This is a genomic window from Aeromicrobium sp. Root236 (assembly GCF_001428805.1).
GTDB lineage: Bacteria > Actinomycetota > Actinomycetes > Propionibacteriales > Nocardioidaceae > Aeromicrobium.
The window spans coordinates 765,585-788,321 of sequence record NZ_LMIS01000001.1; the positions used below are offsets into that span (position 1 = coordinate 765,585).

24 protein-coding genes are annotated in these 22,737 nt (G+C 69.6%); 18 read left to right on the plus strand and 6 right to left on the minus strand.

Annotated elements, in window-relative coordinates; all coding sequences use genetic code 11:
* Nucleotides 1-268 precede the first annotated feature (268 nt).
* Genes ASE12_RS03940 through ASE12_RS03945 form a run of 3 tightly spaced genes read left to right on the plus strand, consistent with a single transcriptional unit; the run spans nt 269 to nt 2,906 of the window.
* Nucleotides 269-1,954, plus strand: coding sequence for a nitrite/sulfite reductase (locus ASE12_RS03940; protein ID WP_056397203.1), 1,686 nt, complete (start codon nt 269-271; stop codon nt 1,952-1,954).
* Nucleotides 1,951-2,151 (plus strand): hypothetical protein, encoded by a 201-nt coding sequence (locus tag ASE12_RS19660; protein ID WP_082582064.1) that lies wholly within the window; start codon nt 1,951-1,953, stop codon nt 2,149-2,151. The genes ASE12_RS03940 and ASE12_RS19660 overlap by 4 nt, the downstream gene beginning before the upstream one ends.
* On the plus strand, nt 2,148-2,906 hold the full coding sequence (locus ASE12_RS03945) for a sirohydrochlorin chelatase (RefSeq protein WP_056397207.1): 759 nt from the start codon (nt 2,148-2,150) through the stop codon (nt 2,904-2,906). Before ASE12_RS19660 ends, ASE12_RS03945 begins: the two co-directional genes overlap by 4 nt.
* Before the next feature lie 181 nt (nt 2,907-3,087).
* Here ASE12_RS03945 and ASE12_RS03950 read toward each other — a convergent pair whose 3' ends face one another.
* Nucleotides 3,088-3,927, minus strand: coding sequence for a PPK2 family polyphosphate kinase (locus ASE12_RS03950; protein WP_200954957.1), 840 nt, complete (start codon nt 3,925-3,927; stop codon nt 3,088-3,090).
* An 86-nt stretch (nt 3,928-4,013) separates the two neighbouring features.
* Between ASE12_RS03950 and ASE12_RS03955 the strand changes: the two genes are divergently transcribed.
* The gene (locus ASE12_RS03955; protein WP_056397216.1) at nt 4,014-4,505 is read left to right on the plus strand and encodes a hypothetical protein; all 492 of its coding nucleotides are present in this window, start codon (nt 4,014-4,016) and stop codon (nt 4,503-4,505) included.
* Between the two features lie 102 nt (nt 4,506-4,607).
* Entirely contained in the window at nt 4,608-5,015 is a 408-nt protein-coding gene (msrB, locus tag ASE12_RS03960) for a peptide-methionine (R)-S-oxide reductase MsrB (RefSeq protein WP_056397230.1), read from the plus strand.
* A gap of 38 nt (nt 5,016-5,053) precedes the next feature.
* Here the strand turns inward: msrB and hemQ are convergent, their stop codons facing one another.
* Genes hemQ through hemE form a run of 3 tightly spaced genes read right to left on the minus strand, consistent with a single transcriptional unit; the run spans nt 5,054 to nt 8,131 of the window.
* A complete protein-coding gene (gene hemQ, locus ASE12_RS03965; protein ID WP_056397231.1) occupies nt 5,054-5,764 on the minus strand; it encodes a hydrogen peroxide-dependent heme synthase in 711 nt (236 codons plus the stop codon).
* Complete coding sequence (hemG, locus tag ASE12_RS03970; protein ID WP_056397232.1) at nt 5,761-7,089, minus strand: protoporphyrinogen oxidase; 1,329 nt, start codon at nt 7,087-7,089, stop codon at nt 5,761-5,763. Before hemG ends, hemQ begins: the two co-directional genes overlap by 4 nt.
* 1 nt (nt 7,090) lies before the next feature.
* Nucleotides 7,091-8,131, minus strand: a complete 1,041-nt coding sequence (gene hemE, locus ASE12_RS03975; RefSeq protein WP_082582065.1) for a uroporphyrinogen decarboxylase — start codon at nt 8,129-8,131, stop codon at nt 7,091-7,093.
* Between the two features lie 104 nt (nt 8,132-8,235).
* On the opposite strand from hemE, the gene ASE12_RS03980 reads away from it, so the two are divergent.
* From ASE12_RS03980 to efeU, 3 genes are read left to right on the plus strand one after another with little or no spacing between them, the layout of a single operon-like run.
* The gene (locus ASE12_RS03980) at nt 8,236-8,829 is read left to right on the plus strand and encodes a DUF3000 domain-containing protein (RefSeq protein WP_056397237.1); all 594 of its coding nucleotides are present in this window, start codon (nt 8,236-8,238) and stop codon (nt 8,827-8,829) included.
* Nucleotides 8,826-10,103 (plus strand): ribonuclease D, encoded by a 1,278-nt coding sequence (locus ASE12_RS03985; RefSeq protein WP_056397238.1) that lies wholly within the window; start codon nt 8,826-8,828, stop codon nt 10,101-10,103. The genes ASE12_RS03980 and ASE12_RS03985 overlap by 4 nt, the downstream gene beginning before the upstream one ends.
* 58 nt (nt 10,104-10,161) lie before the next feature.
* Nucleotides 10,162-11,034, plus strand: coding sequence for an iron uptake transporter permease EfeU (gene efeU / locus ASE12_RS03990; RefSeq protein WP_056397239.1), 873 nt, complete (start codon nt 10,162-10,164; stop codon nt 11,032-11,034).
* Here efeU and ASE12_RS03995 read toward each other — a convergent pair.
* Nucleotides 11,004-11,954 (minus strand): AraC family transcriptional regulator, encoded by a 951-nt coding sequence (locus tag ASE12_RS03995; RefSeq protein ID WP_056397240.1) that lies wholly within the window; start codon nt 11,952-11,954, stop codon nt 11,004-11,006. The two genes, efeU and ASE12_RS03995, sit on opposite strands and share 31 nt — an antisense overlap.
* Nucleotides 11,955-12,045: 91 nt before the next feature.
* Here ASE12_RS03995 and ASE12_RS04000 point away from each other — a divergent pair, with 91 nt between their 5' ends.
* Both ASE12_RS04000 and ASE12_RS04005 read left to right on the plus strand, forming a co-directional pair.
* A complete protein-coding gene (locus ASE12_RS04000) occupies nt 12,046-13,092 on the plus strand; it encodes an NADP-dependent oxidoreductase (protein WP_056397241.1) in 1,047 nt (348 codons plus the stop codon).
* 100 nt (nt 13,093-13,192) lie between these two features.
* The gene (locus ASE12_RS04005; protein WP_056397242.1) at nt 13,193-13,783 is read left to right on the plus strand and encodes a hypothetical protein; all 591 of its coding nucleotides are present in this window, start codon (nt 13,193-13,195) and stop codon (nt 13,781-13,783) included.
* 158 nt (nt 13,784-13,941) lie between these two features.
* Here ASE12_RS04005 and ASE12_RS04010 read toward each other — a convergent pair whose 3' ends face one another.
* Nucleotides 13,942-14,913: an aldo/keto reductase gene (locus tag ASE12_RS04010; protein ID WP_056397249.1), complete on the minus strand. Its 972-nt coding sequence runs from the start codon at nt 14,911-14,913 to the stop codon at nt 13,942-13,944.
* 64 nt (nt 14,914-14,977) lie between these two features.
* Between ASE12_RS04010 and ASE12_RS04015 the strand changes: the two genes are divergently transcribed.
* The 8 genes from ASE12_RS04015 (at nt 14,978) to ASE12_RS19665 (ending at nt 22,737) form a co-directional block, all read left to right on the plus strand.
* Nucleotides 14,978-15,322, plus strand: a complete 345-nt coding sequence (locus tag ASE12_RS04015) for a hypothetical protein (protein WP_157412803.1) — start codon at nt 14,978-14,980, stop codon at nt 15,320-15,322.
* Nucleotides 15,323-15,383: 61 nt separating this feature from the next.
* On the plus strand, nt 15,384-17,684 hold the full coding sequence (gene secD, locus ASE12_RS04020; protein WP_082582066.1) for a protein translocase subunit SecD: 2,301 nt from the start codon (nt 15,384-15,386) through the stop codon (nt 17,682-17,684).
* 16 nt (nt 17,685-17,700) lie between these two features.
* The gene (locus ASE12_RS04025) at nt 17,701-18,195 is read left to right on the plus strand and encodes a TM2 domain-containing protein (protein WP_056397259.1); all 495 of its coding nucleotides are present in this window, start codon (nt 17,701-17,703) and stop codon (nt 18,193-18,195) included.
* A gap of 67 nt (nt 18,196-18,262) precedes the next feature.
* Nucleotides 18,263-18,796: a DUF6318 family protein gene (locus ASE12_RS04030; RefSeq protein ID WP_157412804.1), complete on the plus strand. Its 534-nt coding sequence runs from the start codon at nt 18,263-18,265 to the stop codon at nt 18,794-18,796.
* Nucleotides 18,797-19,095: 299 nt separating this feature from the next.
* The gene (locus ASE12_RS04035) at nt 19,096-19,506 is read left to right on the plus strand and encodes a hypothetical protein (RefSeq protein ID WP_056397261.1); all 411 of its coding nucleotides are present in this window, start codon (nt 19,096-19,098) and stop codon (nt 19,504-19,506) included.
* A gap of 44 nt (nt 19,507-19,550) precedes the next feature.
* A complete protein-coding gene (locus tag ASE12_RS04040; RefSeq protein WP_056397262.1) occupies nt 19,551-20,927 on the plus strand; it encodes a cystathionine beta-synthase in 1,377 nt (458 codons plus the stop codon).
* Nucleotides 20,924-22,099, plus strand: a complete 1,176-nt coding sequence (locus ASE12_RS04045; protein WP_056397265.1) for a cystathionine gamma-synthase — start codon at nt 20,924-20,926, stop codon at nt 22,097-22,099. Before ASE12_RS04040 ends, ASE12_RS04045 begins: the two co-directional genes overlap by 4 nt.
* A 62-nt stretch (nt 22,100-22,161) precedes the next feature.
* Entirely contained in the window at nt 22,162-22,737 is a 576-nt protein-coding gene (locus ASE12_RS19665; protein ID WP_255355476.1) for a DUF998 domain-containing protein, read from the plus strand.

The following is a 22,737-nucleotide window of genomic DNA, read 5'->3' on the forward strand; positions in this document are numbered from 1 at the left end:
TGATCTCAACATTTGGATACGCGTCCCACATACTAAGACCGGTGCTTGTCGCCGCGCACGGCGCGCATCCACACTGTTTCCATGCTTGCTGCGCAGACCCTCTGGCTCGTGGGACGACTCCACGTCGACCTCGGTCGCGCCCGCAACATGATGTGTCGTTGATCAACGCGCGACCTCTGCACTGATTTCGATCAATCCAGGCGTGCGGCGACCATCATCCTGACGCAATCGTCCTGATCGCCGTGTGCCCTGCCTCCAAGGGAAGTTCATGGCTTCAGCACCCGGCACCGACACACCAGCCCGTCGGCCGCGCCCCAAGCGCGGCGAGGGCCAGTGGGCGTTGGGCTACCGCGAGCCTCTGAACGCCAACGAGCAGTCCAAGAAGGACGACAACCCACTCAACGTCCGCGCCCGCATCGAGAACATCTACTCCGTGCGAGGCTTCGAGTCGATCGATCCTGGCGACATGCGCGGCCGGTTCCGCTGGTGGGGCCTCTACACGCAGCGCAAGCCCGGCATCGACGGCGGCAAGACCGCGACCCTCGAGCCCGAAGAGCTCGACGACAAGTACTTCATGCTCCGCGTACGCATCGACGGTGGCCAGCTCAACCTCGAGCAGCTGCGCACGGTCGCCGACCTGTCGGTCGAGTACGGCCGTGACTCGGCGGACCTCACGGACCGCCAGAACGTGCAGTACCACTGGATCGACATCCGCGACGTCCCGACGATCTGGAACCGCCTCGAGGCCGTCGGTCTGTCGACGCAGGAAGCGTGCGGCGACTGCCCGCGCGTCATCCTCGGCAGCCCGGTCGCCGGCGTCTCCGAGGACGAGATCATCGACGGCACGCCCGCCGTCGAGGCGATCGAGAGCCAGTTCATCGGCGACAAGGAGTTCTCCAACCTCCCCCGCAAGTACAAGACGGCGATCAGCGGCCACCCGGGGCACGACGTCGTGCCGCAGATCAACGACATCGCGTTCGCCGGCGCGGTCCACCCCGAGCACGGGCCAGGCTTCGACCTGTGGGTCGGTGGCGGGCTGTCGACCAACCCCATGCTCGCGCAGCGCCTCGGCGCCTGGGTGCCGCTCGACGAGGTGCCCGAGGTCTGGAAGGCCGTCACCAGCGTCTTCCGTGACTACGGCTACCGCCGCCTGCGCACCCGCGCCAGGCTCAAGTTCCTGATCGCCGACTGGGGCGTCGAGAAGTTCCGCGAGGTGCTCGAGACGGAGTACCTCGGACGTACGCTCGTCGACCTCGACGCGCCGGAGGCACCCGAGACCCCGGCCGACCACGTGGGCGTGTTCCGCCAGAAGGACGGCAAGTTCTTCGTCGGCGCAGCGCCTACCGTCGGCCGCATCTCCGGCACGTTGCTGCACCAGGTCGCCGACATCGTCGAGGCCCATGGCAGCGACCGCGTACGCACGACCCCGATGCAGAAGCTGCTGGTGCTCGACGTCGAGGAGGACAAGGTCGAGTCGCTGGTCGCCGCGCTCGCCGGGATCGGCCTCGACGCGCGGCCGTCGCAGTGGCGCCGCAACACCATGGCGTGCACCGGCATCGAGTACTGCAAGCTGGCGATCGTCAACACCAAGGACCGCGCCAAGGACCTGATCGGTGAGCTGGAGCAGCGCGTGCCCGAGCTCGACACTCCGATCACCGTCAACGTCAACGGCTGCCCCAACTCGTGCGCCCGCATCCAGACCGCCGACATCGGCCTCAAGGGCATGCTCGTGATGGACGAGGACGGCAACCAGGTCGAGGGCTTCCAGGTGCACCTCGGTGGCGCGCTCGGGCTCGAGGCCGGGTTCGGTCGCAAGCTGCGCGCGCACAAGGTCATCGGCGATCACCTGCCCGACTACATCGAGAAGCTCTCGCGTACGTATCTCGAGCAGCGCGCGGACGCCGAGTCCTTCGCGCGCTGGGTCGCCCGTGCCGACGAGGAGGTCCTCCGATGACCGCCCGCGCCGTCCCGTTCCACTGCCCCTACTGCGCCGAGGAGGACCTGCGTCCCCACGGCGACACGCACGGCGAGTGGGAGTGCCGATCGTGTCTGCGGGCGTTCCGCCTCGGCTTCATCGGCCAGCTCTCCCCCAGCAACCTGACCACCCACGAATCACCGACAGCACCATCTCGAAAGGAGGATGCATCATGACCGCACCAGCACTCATTGCTCTTGCGCACGGCAGCCGCGACCCGCGTTCTGCCCAGACCATCACAGCCCTTACGGAGTTGGTCGCATGCATGCGTCCTGACCTCCGGGTGGAGCCTGCGTTCCTCGACCTCGCCGAGCCCGACTTCGACCGCGTCGTCGACCAGCTCGTGGCTGAGGGGTTCCAAGAGATCGTCGTCGTGCCGCTGCTGCTGACCGAGGCGTTCCACGCCAACGTCGACGTGCCGCAGGTCATCAAGGGCGCACTGGCCCGCCACGACGGCATCAAGATCGAGGCCACCAAGGTCCTCGGCATCGAGAACGCGTTCTTCCACGTCCTCGACAAGCGGCTCCGCGAGGCGCTGTCGAAGAACCGTGTGCGTGAGCTCGATGCCCTCGTCCTGGCCGGTGCCGGTTCGTCGGACCCGATCGCCAACGCGGCGATCTCGCGCGCAGCCCGCGCGTGGGGTGCTCACCACAAGCTGCCCACGATCGCGGCGTTCGCGTCCGCGGTCCCGCCCGCTGCGGGCGAGGCCGTGCGCACGCACCGTGCCGACGGGCGGCGGCACATCGCCGTCGGTCAGCTCTTCCTCGCGCCGGGCGTCCTGCCCGACCGCGTCGCCGAGCTGGCGTACGAGGCCGGCGCTGTCGCCGTGGCCGAGCCTCTGGGCGTCGACGTCGAGGTCGCCCGGGTCATCCTGGCGCGCTACGCCGTCGGTGCCGTCGACCTGGTCCCGTTCGAAGCCCTGTTCGCCTGAGGGATGCCCGAGCGCGCTCAGCGCGCGACCGGTCGCGCTGGTTGAGGTGCGAAGGCCGCCTGCGGCCGTAGCCTCGAAACCCCGTGACCCCGAACGGGTCGAGCGACCACCCGCTCCTTGAGCTTGTCGGAAGGATCCTTTCGACAAGCTCAAGGGACGGTGCGAGCTCGAGGAACGGGCCTCACATCTCTGCGAGCCGGGTCTTCTCGGCCTCGACGTCGTAGTCGGCGTCGGGCCACGTGAGGTCGAGCCCGCGCAGCTGGTCCATCAGCAGCTGAGCGACCGCCCAGTTGCGGTACCACTTGCGACCGCTCGGCACGAGGTGCCACGGGGCGTGATCGGTCGAGCAACGCTGCAGCGCCAGGGCGTACGCGTGCTGGTAGTCGTCCCAGAGCATCCGCTCGTCGAGGTCGCCGGGGTTGTACTTCCAGTGCTTCGTCGGGTCGTCGAGGCGGGCGGCGAGCCGTTCCTTCTGGTCGTCCTTGGTGATGTGCAGGAAGCACTTGACGAGGATCCCGCCGGAGTCGGTGAACGCCTTCTCGAAGTCGTTGATCGCGCCGTAGCGGCGCTCGATCTCCTCAGGCCCGGCAAGCCGGCGAACGCGCCCGATCAGGACGTCCTCGTAGTGCGAGCGGTCGAAGACGCCGATCATGCCGGGCTCGGGCAGCCGGCTCTCGACGCGCCACAGGAAGTCGTGCTCGAGCTCCTCCGGCGTGGGCTTCTTGAACGACGTGATGGCCAGCCCCTGGGGATCGACGAGGCCTGCGACGTGGCGGATGATGCCGCCCTTGCCCGACGTGTCCATGCCCTGCAGCACGACGAGCACCCGTGCCGGGCTCGTGCCGGCGCGTCCTCCGGCGAACAGCTTCTCCTGCAGGTCACTGAGCTCCTCGCCCAGCGCCGCCAGCTGCTTGAGCGCGTCGGCCTTCTTGCCGTCGAACCCGGTCGTGGCGCGCGAGTCGTACGCCGAGAGGTCGACCTCGCCGGTCACCGTGAGCAGGGAGTCGAGGGTCTTGGCCATGGCCGCAGTATGCCCGAACATGGATGCAGTCGCGGGCGCGCGCGGCGGCTCACCGTAAGGTGAAGGCGACGAAGGGACTACCGCACATGTATGACGTTGCTCTGCTCATCGAGCGCCAGCTCAACGACCTCGATGCCGACCAGATCATCGCCCTGCACGAAGGGCTCGAAGACACCGTCCGCTACCACCTGCTGCTGCCGGTCGAGAGCTCGAACGCGATCCTGACATCGTCGATGAGCGCCCTCGGCTCCGGGCAGATCGTGCCGATCGGCGAGTCCGACGCGATCGAGGACGTGCAGGAGGAGATCGTCAAGGCCGGCCAGTCCGAGCTCGACGCCAGCGCCGCGCTCCTCAGCGAACGTGGCCAGCAGGTCACCGCGCTGCTCACCGAGGACGACCCGATCGACGCCCTCGTGCAGCTGGTCAAGGACACCGGCTCTTCCGAGGCGATCATCCTCACCGAGCCGCACATCGTGCAGGAGTTCCTCCGCATCGACTGGACCGCCCGGGCACAGCGCAAGCTCGAGGTCCCGAGCGTGCACCTCCTCGAGCACGTCCCCTTTGATGCTCAGCGCTAAGTGCGCCGGTTCCTAGGGAGGCCGGCCGCGGCCGACCGGGAGCGAGCTCTGCGAGCGAAGGACGCCCAGCGCTGAGCGTGCCCCGCGTCGTAGGCTGGACACATGACGTACGACGTGGAGAAGACCGAGGAAGAGTGGAAGGCCGAGCTCAGCCCCGAGGAGTACCAGGTCCTGCGCAAGCAGGGCACCGAGCGCCCCTTCAGCTCGTCCTACGAGACTGACCCGACCGTCGGGGTCTATTCCTGCCGGGCCTGTGGGTCGGAGCTGTTCCGCAGCGAGACCAAGTTCGACGCGCACTGCGGCTGGCCCGCGTTCTACGCGCCGCTCGCCGAGGACCGCGTCGAGTACATCGAGGACCGCTCGGTCTTCGGTGGCGTACGCACCGAGGTCAGGTGCGCCCGTTGTGGCTCGCACCTGGGCCACGTGTTCGAGGGCGAAGGATTCCCGACGCCCACGGACCAGCGGTTCTGCATCAATGGTGTGGCGTTGTCGTTGCAGCCCGACGCCTGAACCGAAAGCCTCTCTGCAGAAGCGTCAGGCTCAGCGGGTCACGGCCAGAGGTCGGTGAGCTCGCTGACGGTGTGGGCCCGGCCGGTGTAGAACGGGACTTCCTCGCGTACGTGGCGCCGGGCGCGGCTGGCCCGCAACTCACGCATGAGGTCGACGATGCGGTGCAGCTCGTCGGCCTCGAACGCAAGGATCCACTCGTAGTCGCCGAGGGCGAACGACGCGACGGTGTTGGCGCGTACGTCCGGGTAGTCGCGCGCCTGCATGCCGTGCTCGCGCAGCATGTCGCGGCGCTCCTCGTCAGGCAGGAGGTACCACTCGTACGAGCGGACGAACGGATAGACGCAGACGTAGGGGTGCGTCTCCTCCTCGGCCATGAACGCCGGGATGTGCGACCGGTTGAACTCCGCGGGCCGGTGCAGGGCCAGCTGCGACCAGACCGGCGCCATGTGCGAGCCGAGCTCGGTGCGCCGGAACGCGTTGTAGGCCGCCTGCAGGGCGTCGCTCGTCGGCGCGTGCCACCAGATCATCAGGTCGGCGTCCGCGCGCAGACCGCTGACGTCGTACGTCCCGCGGACCACGACGTCGTCGCCGGCGAGCTTGCCGATGAGCTCGTCGACCTCGGCAGCGAACGCGGCACGAGGAGCGTCGCCGAGCGGACGCTCGAGGCGGAACACCGACCACATCGTGTAGCGGATCGTGTCGTTGATCTCCTTGGCCAGCTTGCCCTTGTTCTCCACGCGCTCGCTCATGACCCAATTGTCCCAGCGTCGAGGATGCGTCGCGCAGCCGCCCGGCCCGAGGCGATGACGGCCGGGATGCCGACGCCGTTGTAGGCGGCGCCGCAGACCTCGAGCCCCGGCACAGCGGCGATGGAGCGCTCGACGATGGCGACGCGGTCGAGGTGCCCGACGTCGTACTGCGGGAGGCCACCGCCCCAGCGCTGGACGACCTGGTCGAGTGGATCCGGCAGGCCGCCGAACGCCGTGCGCAGGTCGGCCAGAGCGCGGGCGGCGATGTCGCCGTCGTCGTGCTGCAGCAGCGTCGCCTCGCCGGCCCGGCCGACCGAGGCGCGGATGACCGTGCGACCGGTGTCGGCGACCCACTCCCACTTGTTGGACGAAACCGTGGCGGCCTTGATGAACGTGTGGTCGACCGGCGGGACCAGGAAGCCCGAGCCGCCGAACGCGGGGGGCTCGTCGAAGACGTACGTGACGATCGCCATGCTGGCGTACTCGATCGCGGCGAGCGCGAACGCGGCGTCGGGCGCGTCCTCCGCGATCAGGCGAGCGGCGGCCGGCGCCGGGGCAGCGACCACGACCGCGTCGACGTCGAGGTGCTCGACGTCGGTGGTCGGCCCGACCGAGAGCCGCCAACCCTCGGACGTACGCGTGACGGCACGCACCGTGGCGTTGAGGCATACCTCGATGCCGGGCGTCGCAGAGATGGCGGCCGGCAGCTGGCCGACTCCCCCGACGAGACCCGCGAAGACCGGGCCCGTCGCGTTTGCGGCTGCTCGCGCCGTCGTGGCGCCGGCCAGCAGGTCCGGACCCAGCGCGGCGATCTGCGGCGTGGTCGCCCGCAGCGACAGCGCATCGGTGTGCCCGGCGTAGACCCCACCGAGCAGCGGCTCGACGAGCCGGTCGAGCACGTCGCGGCCGAGGCGCTCGCTGACGAACGACGCGACGGAGACGTCCTCGTCGGGCACCGGCACGACATGAGGGTCGACTCCAGCGATGCCCGATGCGGCGAGGGCATCGAGGTCGGCCGGAATGCCCATGACCGTCGGCGGCATGGCCCGGAGCGCCCCATGAGTCCAGATCGACGCCGTGATCGTACGCGGGTTGACGACTCGCTCGTCGAGGCCGACGGCGTGCACCAGGTCGAGCGCCTCAGGCCGCCGCGCGAGCATCGACTCGGCACCGAGGTCGAGCGTCAGGTCGCCGACGGAGCCGAGCTTGAGCTTGCCGCCCAGGCGGTCGGACCCCTCCAGCACGACGACCTCGGCGCCGCCGTCGACGAGCTCGTACGCGGCGGCGAGACCGGACATGCCACCGCCGACGACCGCTACGCGCATGTCAGCTCTGGGGCTCGTAGGCGTGGACGAAGTCGACGAGCCGGGTGAGCGCGTCGGGGTCCATCGCCGGCGTCACGCCGTGCCCGAGGTTGAAGATGTGACCCTCGGCCGCGTGTCCAGCCTCGATGACCTCGGCTGCGCGAGCGTGCAGGAACTCTGTCGGCGCGAACACCGCCGCCGGATCGAGGTTGCCCTGCACCGCCTTGCCGGGACCGATGCGGCGCACGGCCTCGTCGAGCGGGACCCGCCAGTCGACGCCGACGACGTCAGCGCCGGCGTCGCCCATGGCGTGCAGCAGCTCACCCGTGCCGACGCCGAAGTGGATGCGGGGGACGTCGAGGTCGGCGACCGCTGCGAGCACCGCGGCCGAGTGCGGCTTCACGTACGTCTCGTAGTCGGCGAGTGAGAGCGCGCCGGCCCACGAGTCGAACAGCTGGATCGCCGAGGCGCCGGCCTGGACCTGCAGCCGCAGGAACTGCCCGGCGATCGCCGCGACGCGGCTCAGGAGCGCGTGCCACAGCTCCGGGTCGGAGTACATGAGCTGCTTGGTCAGCCGGTGGTCACGCGAGGGACCGCCCTCGACGAGGTAGGACGCGAGGGTGAACGGCGCACCGGCGAAGCCGATCAGAGGCGTGGCTCCCAGCTCTCCGACGAGCGCGGTGACGGCGTCGGTGATCGGCGTGACGTCGTCGGCCTCGAGATCGCGGAACTGGTCGAGCTGGGCCTTCGAACGGATCGGATCGGCGACGACCGGTCCGGTGCCGGGCACGATGTCGAGGTCGACGCCGATCGCCTTGAGGGGCACGACGATGTCGGAGTAGAAGACCGCGGCGTCGACGCCGTAGCGGCGTACGGGCTGCATCGTGATCTCGACGACCATGTCGGTGCGGAAGCACGACTCGAGCATCGGGACGCCTTCGCGGATCGCGAGGTACTCCGGCAGCGCGCGCCCGGCCTGGCGCATGAACCACACCGGCGTGCGGGCGGGTTGGTCGCGACGGGCGGCCCGCAGGAAGTCGCTGTCAGTCAGGGTTGCAGTCACACTGCATTCTCTCAGGTGGGCGGTGACCGCCCGAGACGGGCAGCGACCTCGCTCGTGCGGAGTGTCGAGGCCCGGGCTGACCCCGGCACGCCTACGATCACAGTGTGGGAGCCCGAAGCGACATCGACCGCACCCCCGCGCAGTTCACCGCTGCGGTGGAGCTCATACGCCAAGCCGTCCTTCGACCCGAGGTCGTGGTCGACGAGATGCCCGCGCCCCAACGCATCGCCCCGCACGCGTTCGCGATCAGCGGTGACGTGCTGGTGGGCGACGACGAGCTGGCCACCGGACGCTTCATCCTGTTGCACGACCCTGCCGGAAACGACGCCTGGGGCGGTACGTTCCGTTGTGTGACGTTCGCCCGTGCTGACATCGACGCCGACATGGCAGCCGATCCCGTGCTGCCCAGCGTCGGCTGGAGCTGGCTGACCGAGGCGCTCGAGGCCTACGGCAGCGGCTACACGGCCGGCAGCGGGAGCGTCACGGTCGTACGCTCCGAGGGCTTCGGCGAGATGGAGGCCGACGGGTCCGACGCACAGATCGAGGTCCGCGCGTCGTGGACGCCGCTGACCGAGGCCCCGACGCCGGGCATGGACTCGCACGCCGCTGCGTGGTCCAACCTGTTGTGCGCCATCGCCGGGCTGCCCCCGCTGGCCCCCGGCGTCATCCCCCTACCGCGCAGGCGTGGTGTCCGTTGACTCCTGCTGACCAGACCACCCCCGACGAGATCCCGACCGACGCCATCGCAGACGAGACGCCGGAGCCGGTCACACCACAAGCACCGCGCCTCGAGCTCCGCGACCCGCTGCCGCCGGTCGTCGACACCCCCGAGCTGCTCCGCGACACCTGCGAGCGCATCGCGGCCGGCACCGGCCCGATCGCCCTCGATGCCGAGCGCGCGTCCGGCTACCGCTACTCGCAGCGCGCCTACCTCGTGCAGGTACGCCGCGAGGGCTCGGGCACGCACCTCATCGACCCCACGGCGTTCGACAGCCTCGTGCCCCTCGACACCGCCTTCGACGGCAACGAGTGGATCCTGCACGCGGCGACGCAGGACCTCATGTGCCTCGCCGAGGTCGGGCTCTATCCCGAGTCGCTGTTCGACACCGAGCTCGCCGGGCGGCTGCTCAACCTGCCGCGCGTGGGCCTCGCCGCCCTCGTGGAGCACTACCTAGGCCTGAGCCTGGCCAAGGAGTTCTCCGCGGCGGACTGGTCGACCCGTCCCCTTCCCGAGCCGTGGCTCGTCTACGCCGCCCTCGACGTCGAGGTGCTGATCGAGCTCCGCGACCTGATCGACGCCGACCTCCAGAAGGCCGGCAAGCGTGAGTGGGCGGCCGAGGAGTTCGAGGCGCTGCTGTCGTTCCAGGGCCCGCCCGAGCGCAAGGAGCCCTGGCGTCGTACGTCGGGCATCCACAAGGCACGCGGCCGCCGGGCGCTGGGCCTGGTCCGTGAGATCTGGGAGACCCGCGACGCGATCGCCGAGGCCCGCGACACCACACCGGGACGCATCCTGCCGGACACCTCGATCCTCGAGATCGCGGTCAATCCCCCGCAGGACGCCAACGCGCTCAAGTCGATGCGCATCATGAAGAATCGCGGCCCGCGTCGGTTCCTGAGCGAGTGGTACGACGCGGTCGAACGCGGCCTGACGCTCGACGAGTCCGAGCTCCCGACGACCGGACAACGCACGGACGGCCCGCCGCCGCCGCGCGCCTGGGCCGACAAGAATCCCGACGCCGCCGACCGGCTCGCCCGCAGCCGTGAGGTCGTCGTCGAGCTGGCCGAGAAGCACGACCTGCCGACCGAGAACCTCATCAGCCCCCAGCTCGTACGCAACCTCGCGTGGGAGCCGCCGACGCCGATCACGGTCGACACCGTGACCGAGGCGTTGGCCGCTGACGGCGCACGCGCCTGGCAGATCGGCCTCATCGTCGACCCGCTGACGCACGCCCTCCGCGCTGAGAGCGTGTGACGTAGTTCTTAGGTTCTCGGTGGCTTAGGTAAGCGCGACCTAAGTTACGATCGAGGATGTGTTCGCCAACCTCCTGATCGGTCTCCGCGAGGGCCTCGAAGCCAGCCTGATCGTCAGCATCCTGATCGCGTACCTCGTCAAGACCAAGCGTCGTCACGAGATCCGCTACGTGTGGCTCGGAGTCGCCGCCGCGATCGTCCTCGTCGTCGCGGTCTTCACGTTCGTCACGATCGCGTTCGAGTCGCTGTCGTTCCGCGCGCAGGAGGGCGTGGGTGGCACGCTGTCGATCCTCGCCGCGGGCCTGGTGACCTGGATGATCTTCTGGATGCGTCGCACGGCTCGCGGCCTCAAGAAGGAGCTCGAGGGCGAGATGGCCTCGGCCGTCGCGCTCGGCAACGGTGCCATCGCGCTCGTCGCGTTCCTCACCGTCGGCCGCGAAGGGCTGGAGACCGCGGCGATCATGTGGAGCACGATCGCCAACGCCTACTCGCCGCAGCCGTTCATCGGCGCCACGCTCGGCTTCATCATCGCGATCCTGCTCGGCATCGGCATCTACCGCGGCGCGATCAAGGTCAACCTCGGCAAGTTCTTCACGATCACCGGCTTCCTGCTGATCATCGTGGCAGCGGGCGTGCTGGCGTACGGCGTGTACGACCTCCAGGAGGCCGGCTTCCTGCCCCGCCTGACCGGCGACGTCGGCAGCATCAGCCACCTGGGCAACGCGATCTTCGACATCTCGTCGACGATCCCCAAGGACAGCTGGTACGGCACGCTGCTCAAGGGCACCGTCAACTTCCAGCCCGATCCGTCGTGGCTGCAGGGCATCTGCTGGGCGGCGTATCTCGGTGTCATCCTGCCGCTCTACCTGCGCAAGCCCGCAGCGTCGCCCGCCCCGGCGGCTCAGCCGACGAGCACGTCCGCGCGCCTGTAGTCCGACGGCCGCAGGCCGTAGACCCGCTTGAACGCGACGCTCAACGCGTAGCCGTTGGCATATCCGACCTCGCGGGCCACCGCGTCGACGGTCGATCCGCCCCGCGCCAGCAGATCCGCAGCGACGGCGAGCCGCCAACCGTTGAGGTAGGCCATCGGCGTCTCCCCCACCAGCTCGCTGAACCGTCGGGAGAAGGTCGCCCGCGAGACTCCGGCGATGCGGGCCATCTGCTCGACCGTCCATGCCGCCGCCGGCTGGTCGTGCATCGCCTTCATCGGCGGCCCGACGACCGGATCGGCCAGCGCCTGGTACCACGCAGGCGCCGGGCTTTCGTTGAGCTCGAGCCAGTCGCGCAGCGCGGTCAGCATGAGGACGTCGAGCAGCCGGTCGAGAATCGCCTGGCTGCCGGGACCAGCACGACGCAGCTCGTCCACCGTGAGGTCGAGGATGGGGCACGGGCGGCCGTCGCCGGGCACGACGAGCACCGTCGGGAGCGCCGACAGCAGCCGGTCGGACAGCCGGCCACGCACCTGGTAGCGCCCAGTGAGCATCGCTGCGGTCCCCGCTCCCGGCTCGTCCAGCACGTGCGACCCGAGTCTCACGTCGTCCGCGACGTCGATCCCTCGGTGGTCGCGGCACTCGTGGACGCCCGTCACCATGACGGTCGGATCGCCGCCGCAGAGCTCCTGGTCGCTCACGACGACGTCCTCGGCGCCGACCAGGACCACGAAGTCCTTGGCCGCGATCGGCACCGGCGGCTCGGCGCCGACATGCACCCACCCGCTGCCGTGCAGCAAGGTCACCAGGGTCAGGCCGGAGGTGTCCTCGAAACGCACCGACCACGGGCCGGACAGCACGTCCCGGTCGAACAACGCACCGTTGGACCGCATCTCCAGCAGCAGTCGGGTGATCACGTCCACTGCCCCAGCGTAGCTGGTCGTGAGACGCAGAAACATCCATTCGCGCGTCCGTGCCATTCTCCGCGTCACGGTCGGCCGGTCCAATGGAGACATGACCAACGACATCGCCAGATCCGCTAACCCGTCCACCATCCCCGCCACGTCGCGTGAGATCCGGCTGGCCTCCCGTCCCGAGGGACCGCCGACGGCCGAGACGTACGAGCTCGTCGAGGCCGAGGTGCCGGCCCTTCGACCCGGCCAGGTCCTCGTGCGCAACACCCTCATGTCCGTCGATCCCTACATGCGGGGCCGCATGAACGAAGGACCGTCCTACATCGCGCCGTTCGCGGTCGGCGAGCCCCTCGAGGGCAGCGCTGCCGGCCAGGTCGTCGCCTCCGCGGATGCCGACATCCCGGTCGGCGCCGAGGTCGTGCACTTCGCCGGGTGGCGTGAGCTGTCGGTGCTCGACCGCGGCGCGGCCACCGTCATCGACACCTCGTCGGCCCCGGCGAGCGCCTACCTCGGCCCGCTCGGCACGACCGGCCTGACGGCCTACCTCGCCCTGACGCGCTTCGCGCCGGTCGAGGCCGGCGAGACGGTCTTCGTGTCCGCAGCGGCCGGAGCCGTGGGCAGCGTGGCCGGGCAGATCGCCCGGCTCCTCGGTGCGGGGAGAGTCGTCGGCTCGGCCGGCGGTGCCGAGAAGGCCCGCCGGCTGGTCGACGACTTCGGTTTCGACGCCGCCATCGACCACCGGGCCGGAGACCTGCCGGGACAGCTCGCGGCCGCGGCGCCGGGCGGCATCGACGTCTACCTCGACAGCGTCGGCGGCGACCACCTCGAGGCGGCGATCGGAGCCATGCGCGACCACGGGCGCATCGCGCTCGTGGGTGCGATCAGCGGCTACAACTCCGACGACCAGGTTCCAGGGCCCCGCAACCTCTACGAGGCGGTCAAGAAGCGCATCACCCTCCGAGGAATGATCGTCTCCGACCACTTCGACGCGTTCCCGGAGTACCTCGAGCACGCTGTCCCCTGGCTCGCATCGGGACAGCTGCGCACCGCCGAGACGGTGGTCGAGGGGCTCGAGCGCGCGCCGGAGGCACTGCTCGGCGTCCTCGACGGGACGAACGTCGGCAAGATGCTCGTCCGCATCAGCTGAGACACGCCCGAAAAGACTCTTGCTCGTCATCCGCCAGGGGTTGGCCGGGCGGTTACGGTTGACGCATGACCGGAGGGATTCCGCGGGGGGCGATGCCGACGTGAACGAGTTCAAGCGACCGTCGTTGCCGGGCTCTGCCCTGTTCGAGGCCCAGGCCGACGGCGCCGATCCCGCCGAGATGGCAGCCGCCGGTCACCGCATCGCCACGTTGCTGGTCCGTGGGCCGCGGACCGGTGACGACCAGGGCCTCGTCGACCGCGTGCTGCACCTCGCCGACGAGGAGGGACTCGGCGTCATCGCCGACCTCTGGTCGCACGCGGCCGCCGACAGTCTCGCGGGCGCGCTCTGGCGGCTCTACCTGTTGCGGACCTGGGTCTACCGCCAGCCTGAGCAGGCGGCACGCGAGTTCGGCGCCGGCAAGGCGTACGCCCCCGTGCACGAGGTGCTCGCGGGGGTCGTCGATCCCCCGGGTCCTGAGGAGGTCATCGCGCTGGTCGACACGGTCGTACGCGGCATCGTCGGCGACGACTTCGACGTGACGCTCGACCGGGCGGCGGCATTCGCACACATCGTCGGCGTGGGCCGGGCGCAGCTCGACAGCGGCGATCCACAGAGCGCGGCGAAGCTGGTCGACACCGCGGTGCACCTGCGCCGCGCCGCCGAGCTCGAGCGCTCCGCCCGCCTGCATTGATCTGAATCACACGCCTGCCGAGGTGACTTGAGTTGCGCCGCTGCTCGGTTAGGCTGGTGCACGCGTCGGGCTGTGGTAGCCCCGGGTCCCAACATTAGCCGCTTCGAGCGGCCACGCGCCGTGAGGCGCTTCCCAGCCCGGCGCGACCCTCCACCGAGTCAGCGCCGCGGCGCGAACGTCGTGTAGGACTGGGCGGGACGCCCGATCTCCGACAGCTCGTCGAGGTCCTCGGCGGTCGGGGTCCACTCGCCGGCAGCCGCGTTGGCCGCGATCTGCTCAGGCTTCGTGGCACCGGCGATGACGCTGGACACCGCAGGCTGCGCCGCGAGCCCGCCGATCGCGAGCTCGAGGATCGAGATGCCGCGTGCCTTCGCGAAGGCCTCGAGCGCCTCGATGCGGTCCCAGTCGGCCGTCGCAAGGCGTTCGGACTGGACTGCCAGCCGCGTGCCCTCCGGAGCCTGCTGCTCGCGCTGGTACTTGCCGGTCAGCAAGCCGTACGCGAGCGGGAAGTAGGGCAGCACCCCGACGCCCAGCTCGAGGCAGGCGGGGACGAGCTCGGTCTCGGCCGTGCGGTTGTAGAGCGAGTACTCGTTCTGCGCCGTCACGAACCGCTCGAGCCCCTTGGTGCGGGACACCCAGTCGGCGTCGACCGCCTGCCAGGCCTGCAGGTTGGAACTGCCGATCGCGCGGACCTTGCCCTCCTTGACCAGCTCGGTCATGGCCCCGAGCGTCTCCTCGACCGGCGTGGACGGGTCCGGCGTGTGCAGCTGGTAGAGGTCGATGTGGTCGGTGCCGAGCCGCTTCAGGCTCGCCTCGACGGCCGTCCGCACGTACGCGGGAGCGCCCCGCCGGCCGCTGTCGTCACCGTTGACGCCCTGCATGTCCATGCCGAACTTGGTCGCGATGACGACCTCGTCGCGGCGACCCTGGAGTGCCTCGCCGAGCAGCTGCTCGCTCTGCCCGGTGCCGTACACGTCAGCGGTGTCGAAGAACGTGATGCCGTGCTCGAACGCGGCGTCGACGACCGCTCTGGTCTGCTCCGCGTCGATGCGGGTGCCGAACGCGTTGCACCCCACACCCACGGTCGAGACGGTGATGTCGCTGGATCCAAGGGTTCGCTGGCTGCTCATGCATCCAGCCTAGGCAGGCGCTGGACGCGGCCGGCCGCCGTCCCACCTCACGTACACTCGCCAGATGTTCCCGAGGCCCGCAGCGCGCAGGACAGCCGCTGCCCTGACGGCGGCGCTGGTCGCCGTGCTCCTCGTGACGTTCGGCGGGCCGACCCACGCGTCGGCCCAGCGCTCGACGGTGTCGGGTGTGAGCCATGCCGGTTCGGCGGTCAAGGCCGCCCGCACGCAGCACGTCGTCCCGCCGGCCTCGCACCACCAGACGCCGCTGCACCTCGACCTCGCAGCCACGCTGCCGAGCACCGCTTCAGACGTACGCCCGGCGGCTGCCCTGGCGGCCGCCGACACCTTGGTCGTACGCACGGGACGTGACCTCGTCACGCCCACCGGACGGGCGCCGCCGGCTCTCTGAGCCCGCGCCAACCCACCCGTCCCTCCACGCCGTCATCGGCGTGTTCCACGAAAGCTGTCCCATGTCATCCCGTGCACCCTTGTGGCGCGCCGTCGCCGCGTTCGCCGTCGTCGCCATCTCCCTAGCCCTCGCCCTGACGAGCTCGGCCAAGCTCGGCCTCGACCTCAAGGGCGGCACCCAGATCGTCCTTCAGGCCAAGGACTCCGACCGCGCCAAGGCCGACGCCGAGTCGACCGATCGCGCCCTCGGCGTGCTGCGCGGTCGCGTCGACGCGCTCGGCGTCGCCGAACCGACGCTCGCCCGTTCCGGCGACACGCGCATCATCATCGAGCTGCCCGGCGCGCAGGACCCGCGTGAGGCCGCCAAGGTCATCGGGCAGACCGCGCAGCTCTCGTTCCACGAGGTCCTCCGTGTGCCTGCGGAGGGCGAGAAGGCTGCCAAGGGCGAGCAGCTCCTGCCGGACGAGAGCGGCGCCCCCGTCATCATCGGCAAGCCGTTGCTGGACGGCACCGGGGTCAAGGACGCGACGGCGGAGACGGAGCAGCAGGGGCTCGGCGAGTGGGTCGTCGGTGTGCAGTTCAACGGCGCCGGAAGCGGCGGCTGGAAGCAGCTCGTGGCCGACGCCTGCGCCAACACCGCGGCGGGCAACCGGGTCGCGATCGTGCTGGACGACAAGGTCATCTCCTCCCCCGGCGTCGTGTCCCAGCTGTGCAGCTCCGGCGGCGGCAGCAGCACGCAGATCCAGGGCAGCTTCTCGCAGGAGTCGGCCAAGGACCTGGCGGTGCTGATCAAGGGCGGCGCGCTCCCCGTCGAGGTGGAGATCGTCGAGCAGAGGACCGTCGGCCCCACGCTCGGCAAGGTGGCGATCGACGCCTCGATCGAGGCCGCGATCATCGGCATCATCCTCACGGGACTGTTCATCATGTTCGTCTACCGGCTCGTCGGTCTGCTGGCGACGGTCGCCCTCGGCGCGTACGCCCTGATCTCGTACGGGCTGCTGGTGTGGCTCGGCGCGACGCTGACCCTGCCCGGACTCGCCGGGTTCGTGCTGGCGATCGGCCTGGCGATCGACGCCAACGTGCTCGTCTTCGAGCGAGCGCGGGAGGAGTACGCCGAACGTACGGCCGCGGGCTTGTCTCCCGCGCTGAGCACCGGGTTCAACAAGGCCTGGTCCGCGATCATCGACTCCAACGTCACGACGTTGCTCGCGGCAGCCCTGCTGTTCTTCTTCGCGTCGGGCCCGGTCAAGGGCTTCGGCGTCACGCTGTCGATCGGCGTCGTCGCGTCGATGGTCTCCGCGCTCGTCGTCGCCCGGGTGCTGAGCGAGTGGGCGGTGCGCCGGGCGTACGTGCGCAAGCGGCCAGGGATCAGCGGGCTCGCCGGCACCGGCCGTATCCGGAAGTGGTTGACCGAGAACGGCCCCGACCTCATGAAGCGCAGCGGCACGTGGATCGCGGTGACCGCCGTCGTGGCGGTGCTCTCGATCGGCGGGATCGTGGCGCGTGGGCTCAACCTCGGCGTCGAGTTCACCGGCGGGCGGCTGCTGGAGTACTCGTCCTCGAAGGAGGTCGACGTCGACGAGGCCCGTGACGCCGTCGGCGCGGCCGGGTTCCCCAAGGCCGTCGTGCAGTCGTCGTCGGGCGAGGACGGCAAGGAGAACATCACCGTCCGCGTCGACGACATCTCCAACGACCAGGCGTTCGAGATCGAGGAGGCGCTGTCCGGGATCGCCGGCGGCGTGGAGAAGGAGCGTGACGAGCTCGTCGGCCCGAGCCTGGGCAAGGAGCTGCGCGACAAGGCATTGATCGCGTTCGGCATCGCGATCGCGGCGCAGATGATCTATCTCGCATGGCGGTTCCGGTGGACGTACGCGGCGGCGGCGGTGCTCTCGATGTCGTCGGTCGTGCTCACCGTGGTCGGCGTGTTCGCGTGGTGGGGCAAGCCGATCGACGGCGTCTTCCTCGCCGCAGTCCTGTCGATCATCGGCCTCGCGGTCAACGACACGATCGTCGTGTTCGACCGCATCCGCGAGCACACGCGCGAGAACCGCAAGCGGCCGCTACGTGAAGTCGTCAACGAGGCGATCCTGCAGACCATCCCCCGCACGATCAACACGGGGCTCGGCGCGATGTTCATCCTGGCTGCGCTCGCGGTGCTGGGTGGCGACTCCTTGACGGACTTCGCGATCGCACTGCTGCTCGGGCTGTCGGTCGGCATCCTGTCGACCATCTTCACGGCATCCGCGCTCGCCGTGGTGCTGGAGGAGCGCTGGCCGTACGACCCCTCCGACCCGGCGAAGCGGGTCATCGATCCGTACGCGAACGTCGACGACGGCCGGTCGACGTCGGGCGCGGTCGTGTAGCCGCTAGCGTGTGGGGATGACGTCGACACCGCCGGAACCGCCCGAGTCCGACAGCAACGAGCCGACCGTCCCACTGGAGGATGGTGAGCCCGACTACGGCCGGGTCAACCAGCCGCCACCCCCGCCGCCCGGGTATGGCACACCGCCGCCACCTCCGGGCTACGGCACGCCTCCGCCGGGCTACGGTCCCCCGCCGGGCTATCAGCCGCCGCCCGGTGGCTACCCGCCGCCCGGATACGCGTACGGCGCCCACGCCGGCGCTCCGTGGGGTGTGCACCCGGTGACGGGTGTGCCGTACTCCGACAAGCAGAAGCTCATCGCCGGGCTCCTCAACATCCTGCTGCCCTTCGGCATCGGTCGGTTCTACACCGGCGACACCGGCACCGGCGTGGCGCAGCTGCTCGTGGCGATCTTCACGTGCGGCATCGGGTCACTGTGGTCGTTGATCGACGGCGTCCTCATGCTCACCGGTGAGCCGAACGACTCCCAGGGTCGTCCGCTGCGACCGTGACGGCGGTTGTCCACAGCCGCTGCTGAGGGGCTGACAGAACCGGACGCGTTTCGGTAGTTTCTCGGGCATGCGATTCGGGGGAATTGTTCTGGTGGTCCTGCTGACCCTTGGCGCCTGCTCGTCGGATCCAGAGCCCAAGGAGCCGAAGCGCTCGGCCACCTCGGTGGCGCCGACGTCGACCCCGCCGACGATGCCGGCCCAGGCGAAGGAAGACACCCCCGAAGGCGCGGCAGCATTCGTCAAGCACTACATCGACGTCTTCAACTACGCCTCCAACACGGGTGATGTCGGCGAGCTTTCGAGGCTGTCATCTCCCGAATGCAAGGGGTGTCAGAGCTACATCAAGCTCTACCGCGACACGTACAAAGCCGGCGGCTACTTCAAAGGCAGCGACTGGAAGCTCGGCGACTTGAGACTTCAGCAGGCTGGGAAGACCACGTATGTCACGACCGTGGCAAGCACTGAGCCAGGTCCGTACAAGGAAGCCGCAGGCAAACCTGAACATCGGAGCACCGGCAAAGACAACAAGGTGAGTTTCGCTGTCAGCCGCGGACAGGCGGGCTGGCGACTGACTCAAATTGGACTGGGTGACGTTCGATGAACATAGCTGTGGCGATCATGATAGTTGCTGGCGTCTTCGGAGCAGACGATGGCGACAACGCGTACGTGAAGCCGGCGCCCAACGAGGCACAGGTGTTGCTGGGGTCTCAGCGAGTCACAGCGGGAGACGGCCGTTCGAACGGTTCCAAACCCAAAGCAGCGGCAGCCAAGAAGCCTGCGTGGCGCCCACCGCTGCTTTGCAGGGTCGATCCTGAGACTCCGAACTACGGCTGTCGGAATGTCCCTCCCGAGGAAGCCCCAGACGCGGCTGAGCTCACTGAGGGCGACATCGTCCGGGCGGTGCGGGAGATCGGGTTGCCGAGCCTGACGGTGCAGATCCAGCCCGGCGAGGAGACGCTCGTCAACGTCGAGACCATCTTCTACACGCGGCCACGGCCCTTCGAGCGCAGCGTCACGTTGCTCGGCTTCGACGTCGACCTCGTCGCCACGCCCGTCCGCTACACCTGGGTCCACGACGACGGCACGGTCTCCACGACGAGCCGACCGGGCAGGCCCTACCCGGCGATGGACGTGACCCATCGCTACCGTGAACCGGCCGATGACGTGCACCCACGCGTCGACGTGACCTACCGGGTCCGCTACCGCGTCGACGGCGGCGCGTGGCAGACGATCGGGCAGACCTTGCAGGCCTCCGGCCCGGCCGCCGAGCTCGACGTCCGCGAGGCCGCGCCGGTCCTCACGAAGCCCTGACGACGGCCCGATCCCGCTGAGCTGCCGAGTGCAAGAATGGCGACATGCCCATTGCAAACCACATCGTTGAGCTGATCGGCAACACCCCGCTGGTCCGCCTCAACTCGGTCACCTCCGCGGGATCCGCGACCGTGGCCGCCAAGATCGAGTACCTCAACCCCGGCGGCAGCGCCAAGGACCGCATCGCGGTCAAGATGGTCGACGCCGCCGAGGCCTCGGGGGCCCTGAAGCCCGGCGGGACGATCGTCGAGCCGACCTCCGGCAACACCGGCGTCGGACTCGCACTGGTCGCCCAGCAGCGCGGCTACAAGTGCATCTTCGTGTGCCCCGACAAGGTCAGCGAGGACAAGCGCAACACCATGCGCGCCTACGGAGCCCAGGTCGTGGTGTGCCCGACCGCGGTGCCGCCTGACCACCCCGACAGCTACTACAACGTCTCCGACCGGCTCGTGCGCGAGACCGAGGGCGCCTGGAAGCCGGACCAGTACTCCAACCCGGCCGGCCCCGAGAGCCACTACGAGACCACCGGCCCCGAGATCTGGGCCGACACCGACGGCAAGGTCACGCACTTCGTCGCCGGCGTGGGCACCGGCGGCACGATCACCGGCGTCGGCCGCTACCTCAAGGAGGTCTCCGGCGGCAAGGTCAAGGTCATCGGGGCCGATCCCGAGGGGTCCGTCTACTCCGGCGGCACGGGTCGCCCCTATCTCGTCGAAGGCGTCGGCGAGGACTTCTGGCCCAGTGCGTACGACCCGGACATCCCCGACCAGATCATCGCGGTCAGCGACGCCGACTCATTCGAGATGACCCGCCGGCTCGCCCGCGAAGAGGGCCTTTTGGTCGGCGGCTCGTGCGGCATGGCCACGGTTGCCGCGCTCAAGGTCGCCGCAGAGGCCGGCCCGGACGCCCTCGTCGTCGTGCTGCTCCCGGACGGCGGCCGAGGCTACCTCTCCAAGATCTTCAACGACGACTGGATGTCGTCCTACGGGTTCCTGCGCGAGCCGCTCGACGGCACGGTGCACGAGATGACCGTGGGCGACCTGCTGCGTACGAAGTCCGGCGGCATGCCGGCGCTCGTGCACACGCACCCGTCCGAGACGATCCGCGACGCGATCGAGATCCTCCGCGAGTACAACGTCTCCCAGATGCCCGTCGTCGGCCCCGAGCCGCCAGTCGTGATCGGTGAGGTCGCGGGCAGCGTCAACGAGCGCGCGCTGATCAGCGCCGTGTTCGAGGGACGTGCCCTGCTGACCGACGCCGTCTCGCAGCACATGGAGCCGCCACTTCCGCTGCTCGGCTCCGGCGAGAGCATCGACGACGCCCTCGAGGCGCTGCACACCAGCGATGCCGTCATGGTCATCGAGGACGGCAAGCCGCTCGGTGTTCTCACCCGCCACGACCTCCTGGGAGTTCACGTATGAGCGAGAAGAAGAGCAGCCAGGACGAGGGTGCGTGGCAGGGCTTCGCGACCCGCGCGATCCACGCCGGCTACGAGCCCAACGCTGAGAACGGCGCGGTCAACGTGCCGATCTATGCCTCCTCGACGTTCGCACAGGACGGCGTCGGCGGCATGCGCAGCGGCTACGAGTACGCCCGCACCGGCAACCCGACGCGCACCGCGCTCGAGGCCAACCTCGCCGCCCTCGAGGGTGGCGCGCACGGCCGGGCGTTCAGCTCGGGCATGGCGGCCACCGACTGCGCGATCCGCTCGCTGCTGCGGCCCGGCGACCACATGGTCATCCCCGACGACGCCTACGGCGGCACGTTCCGGCTGATCGACAAGGTGTTCAGCCAGTGGGGCATCACCTACACGGTCGCTGCGGTCAACGACCTCGACGCGATCCGTGCGGCGATCCGGCCCGAGACCAAGGCCGTCTGGATCGAGACGCCCACCAATCCCCTGCTCAACGTCGGTGACATCGCCGGGATCAGCGAGATCTCGCACGCCGCGGGCGCCAAGCTGGTCGTCGACAACACGTTCGCGTCGCCCTACCTCCAGCAGCCGCTCGAGCTGGGCGCCGACATCGTGCTGCACTCGACGACGAAGTACCTCGGCGGCCATTCCGACGTCGTCGGCGGTGCCTTGATCACGGATGACGACGAGCTCGACACCGCGTTCGCGTTCCTCCAGAACGGCGCCGGTGGCGTGCCGGGCCCGTTCGACGCCTACCTGACGATGCGCGGGGCCAAGACGCTGGCCGTGCGTATGGACAAGCACTGCGACAACGCCGAGGCGATCGTCGACTTCCTGCAGGGGCACTCGAGCATTGCGTCGATCCTCTATCCGGGCCTGCCCGAGCACCCCGGCCACGAGGTCGCCGCGAAGCAGATGCGTCGGTTCGGCGGCATGGTCTCCGTACGCCTTGCCGGCGGCAAGCAGGCGGCGCTCGACTTCTGCGCCCGCACCGAGCTGTTCACCCTTGCCGAGAGCCTCGGCGGCATCGAGTCGCTCATCGAGCATCCCGGTGCGATGACGCACGCCTCGACCGAGGGATCGCTCCTCGAGGTGCCCGACGACCTCGTACGCCTGTCGGTCGGCATCGAGGACATCGGCGACCTGATCGGCGACCTGGAGCAAGCATTGCGCCCGTAAGCCCCTCACGGTTACGCCCACCAGGCACGGGCCTGGGCAGGGCGGCGTGGACGCTGCAACCGCTGTACGTCGTCACCGAGGTCGTCGTCGGGCTGCGGGCCTCGAATGACTACAGGTTCGCCGATTCCACGATCAGCGATCTCGGCAACACCTCGTGCCGGACGGTTCGCGGCGACGTGCTGTGCTCCCCATGGCACGCCGCAATGAACGCCGGCTTCGTCTGGTTCGGCATCACCCTCGCACTCGGTGCGCTCCTGCTCGGTTCTCGCGTCCTGCCCGGGCGCACGGGCGCGGCCGCGGTGCTGGTCTGGTGCGTCTCCGGTCTCGGGTCCGTCGGGGTGGGGCTCGTGCCAGTCAACGAGCACGGGGCCCTGCACGGTCTCGTGGCGCTGCCGGTCTTCCTGGCCCAGCCGACGGCGCTGCTCCTCACCGCGCTCAGCCTGCGGGGCACTCGCCCCGGTCTCGCAAGGGGCACGCTGGCTGTTGCCGCGCTGTCTGCGGTAGGGGCCGCCGGCTTCGGGGCGTTGCTGGCCGGTGACGGTTCGACCGCACTCGGCGGCTTCGAACGCCTGGCCCTGTGGCCTGGCTACGTGTGGGTCGCGGTCATCGCAGCGCTCACCGCACGCGCTGAGAACTAG

Excerpts from the sequence above, each read along its gene's own strand:
- ASE12_RS19660 (WP_082582064.1), top strand. The coding sequence starts at position 1,951 with ATGACCGCCCGCGCCGTCCCGTTCCACTGCCCCTACTGCGCCGAGGAG.
- ASE12_RS03940 (WP_056397203.1), top strand. The coding sequence starts at position 269 with ATGGCTTCAGCACCCGGCACCGACACACCAGCCCGTCGGCCGCGCCCC.
- ASE12_RS04015 (WP_157412803.1), top strand. The coding sequence starts at position 14,978 with ATGTTCCCGAGGCCCGCAGCGCGCAGGACAGCCGCTGCCCTGACGGCG.
- ASE12_RS04000 (WP_056397241.1), top strand. The coding sequence starts at position 12,046 with ATGACCAACGACATCGCCAGATCCGCTAACCCGTCCACCATCCCCGCC.
- ASE12_RS04025 (WP_056397259.1), top strand. The coding sequence starts at position 17,701 with ATGACGTCGACACCGCCGGAACCGCCCGAGTCCGACAGCAACGAGCCG.
- msrB (WP_056397230.1), top strand. The coding sequence starts at position 4,608 with ATGACGTACGACGTGGAGAAGACCGAGGAAGAGTGGAAGGCCGAGCTC.
- hemG (WP_056397232.1), bottom strand. The coding sequence starts at position 7,089 with ATGCGCGTAGCGGTCGTCGGCGGTGGCATGTCCGGTCTCGCCGCCGCG.
- ASE12_RS03950 (WP_200954957.1), bottom strand. The coding sequence starts at position 3,927 with ATGGCCAAGACCCTCGACTCCCTGCTCACGGTGACCGGCGAGGTCGAC.
- hemQ (WP_056397231.1), bottom strand. The coding sequence starts at position 5,764 with ATGAGCGAGCGCGTGGAGAACAAGGGCAAGCTGGCCAAGGAGATCAAC.
- ASE12_RS04030 (WP_157412804.1), top strand. The coding sequence starts at position 18,263 with ATGCGATTCGGGGGAATTGTTCTGGTGGTCCTGCTGACCCTTGGCGCC.
- secD (WP_082582066.1), top strand. The coding sequence starts at position 15,384 with ATGTCATCCCGTGCACCCTTGTGGCGCGCCGTCGCCGCGTTCGCCGTC.
- ASE12_RS04010 (WP_056397249.1), bottom strand. The coding sequence starts at position 14,913 with ATGAGCAGCCAGCGAACCCTTGGATCCAGCGACATCACCGTCTCGACC.
- ASE12_RS04040 (WP_056397262.1), top strand. The coding sequence starts at position 19,551 with ATGCCCATTGCAAACCACATCGTTGAGCTGATCGGCAACACCCCGCTG.
- ASE12_RS04045 (WP_056397265.1), top strand. The coding sequence starts at position 20,924 with ATGAGCGAGAAGAAGAGCAGCCAGGACGAGGGTGCGTGGCAGGGCTTC.
- ASE12_RS03945 (WP_056397207.1), top strand. The coding sequence starts at position 2,148 with ATGACCGCACCAGCACTCATTGCTCTTGCGCACGGCAGCCGCGACCCG.
- ASE12_RS03955 (WP_056397216.1), top strand. The coding sequence starts at position 4,014 with ATGTATGACGTTGCTCTGCTCATCGAGCGCCAGCTCAACGACCTCGAT.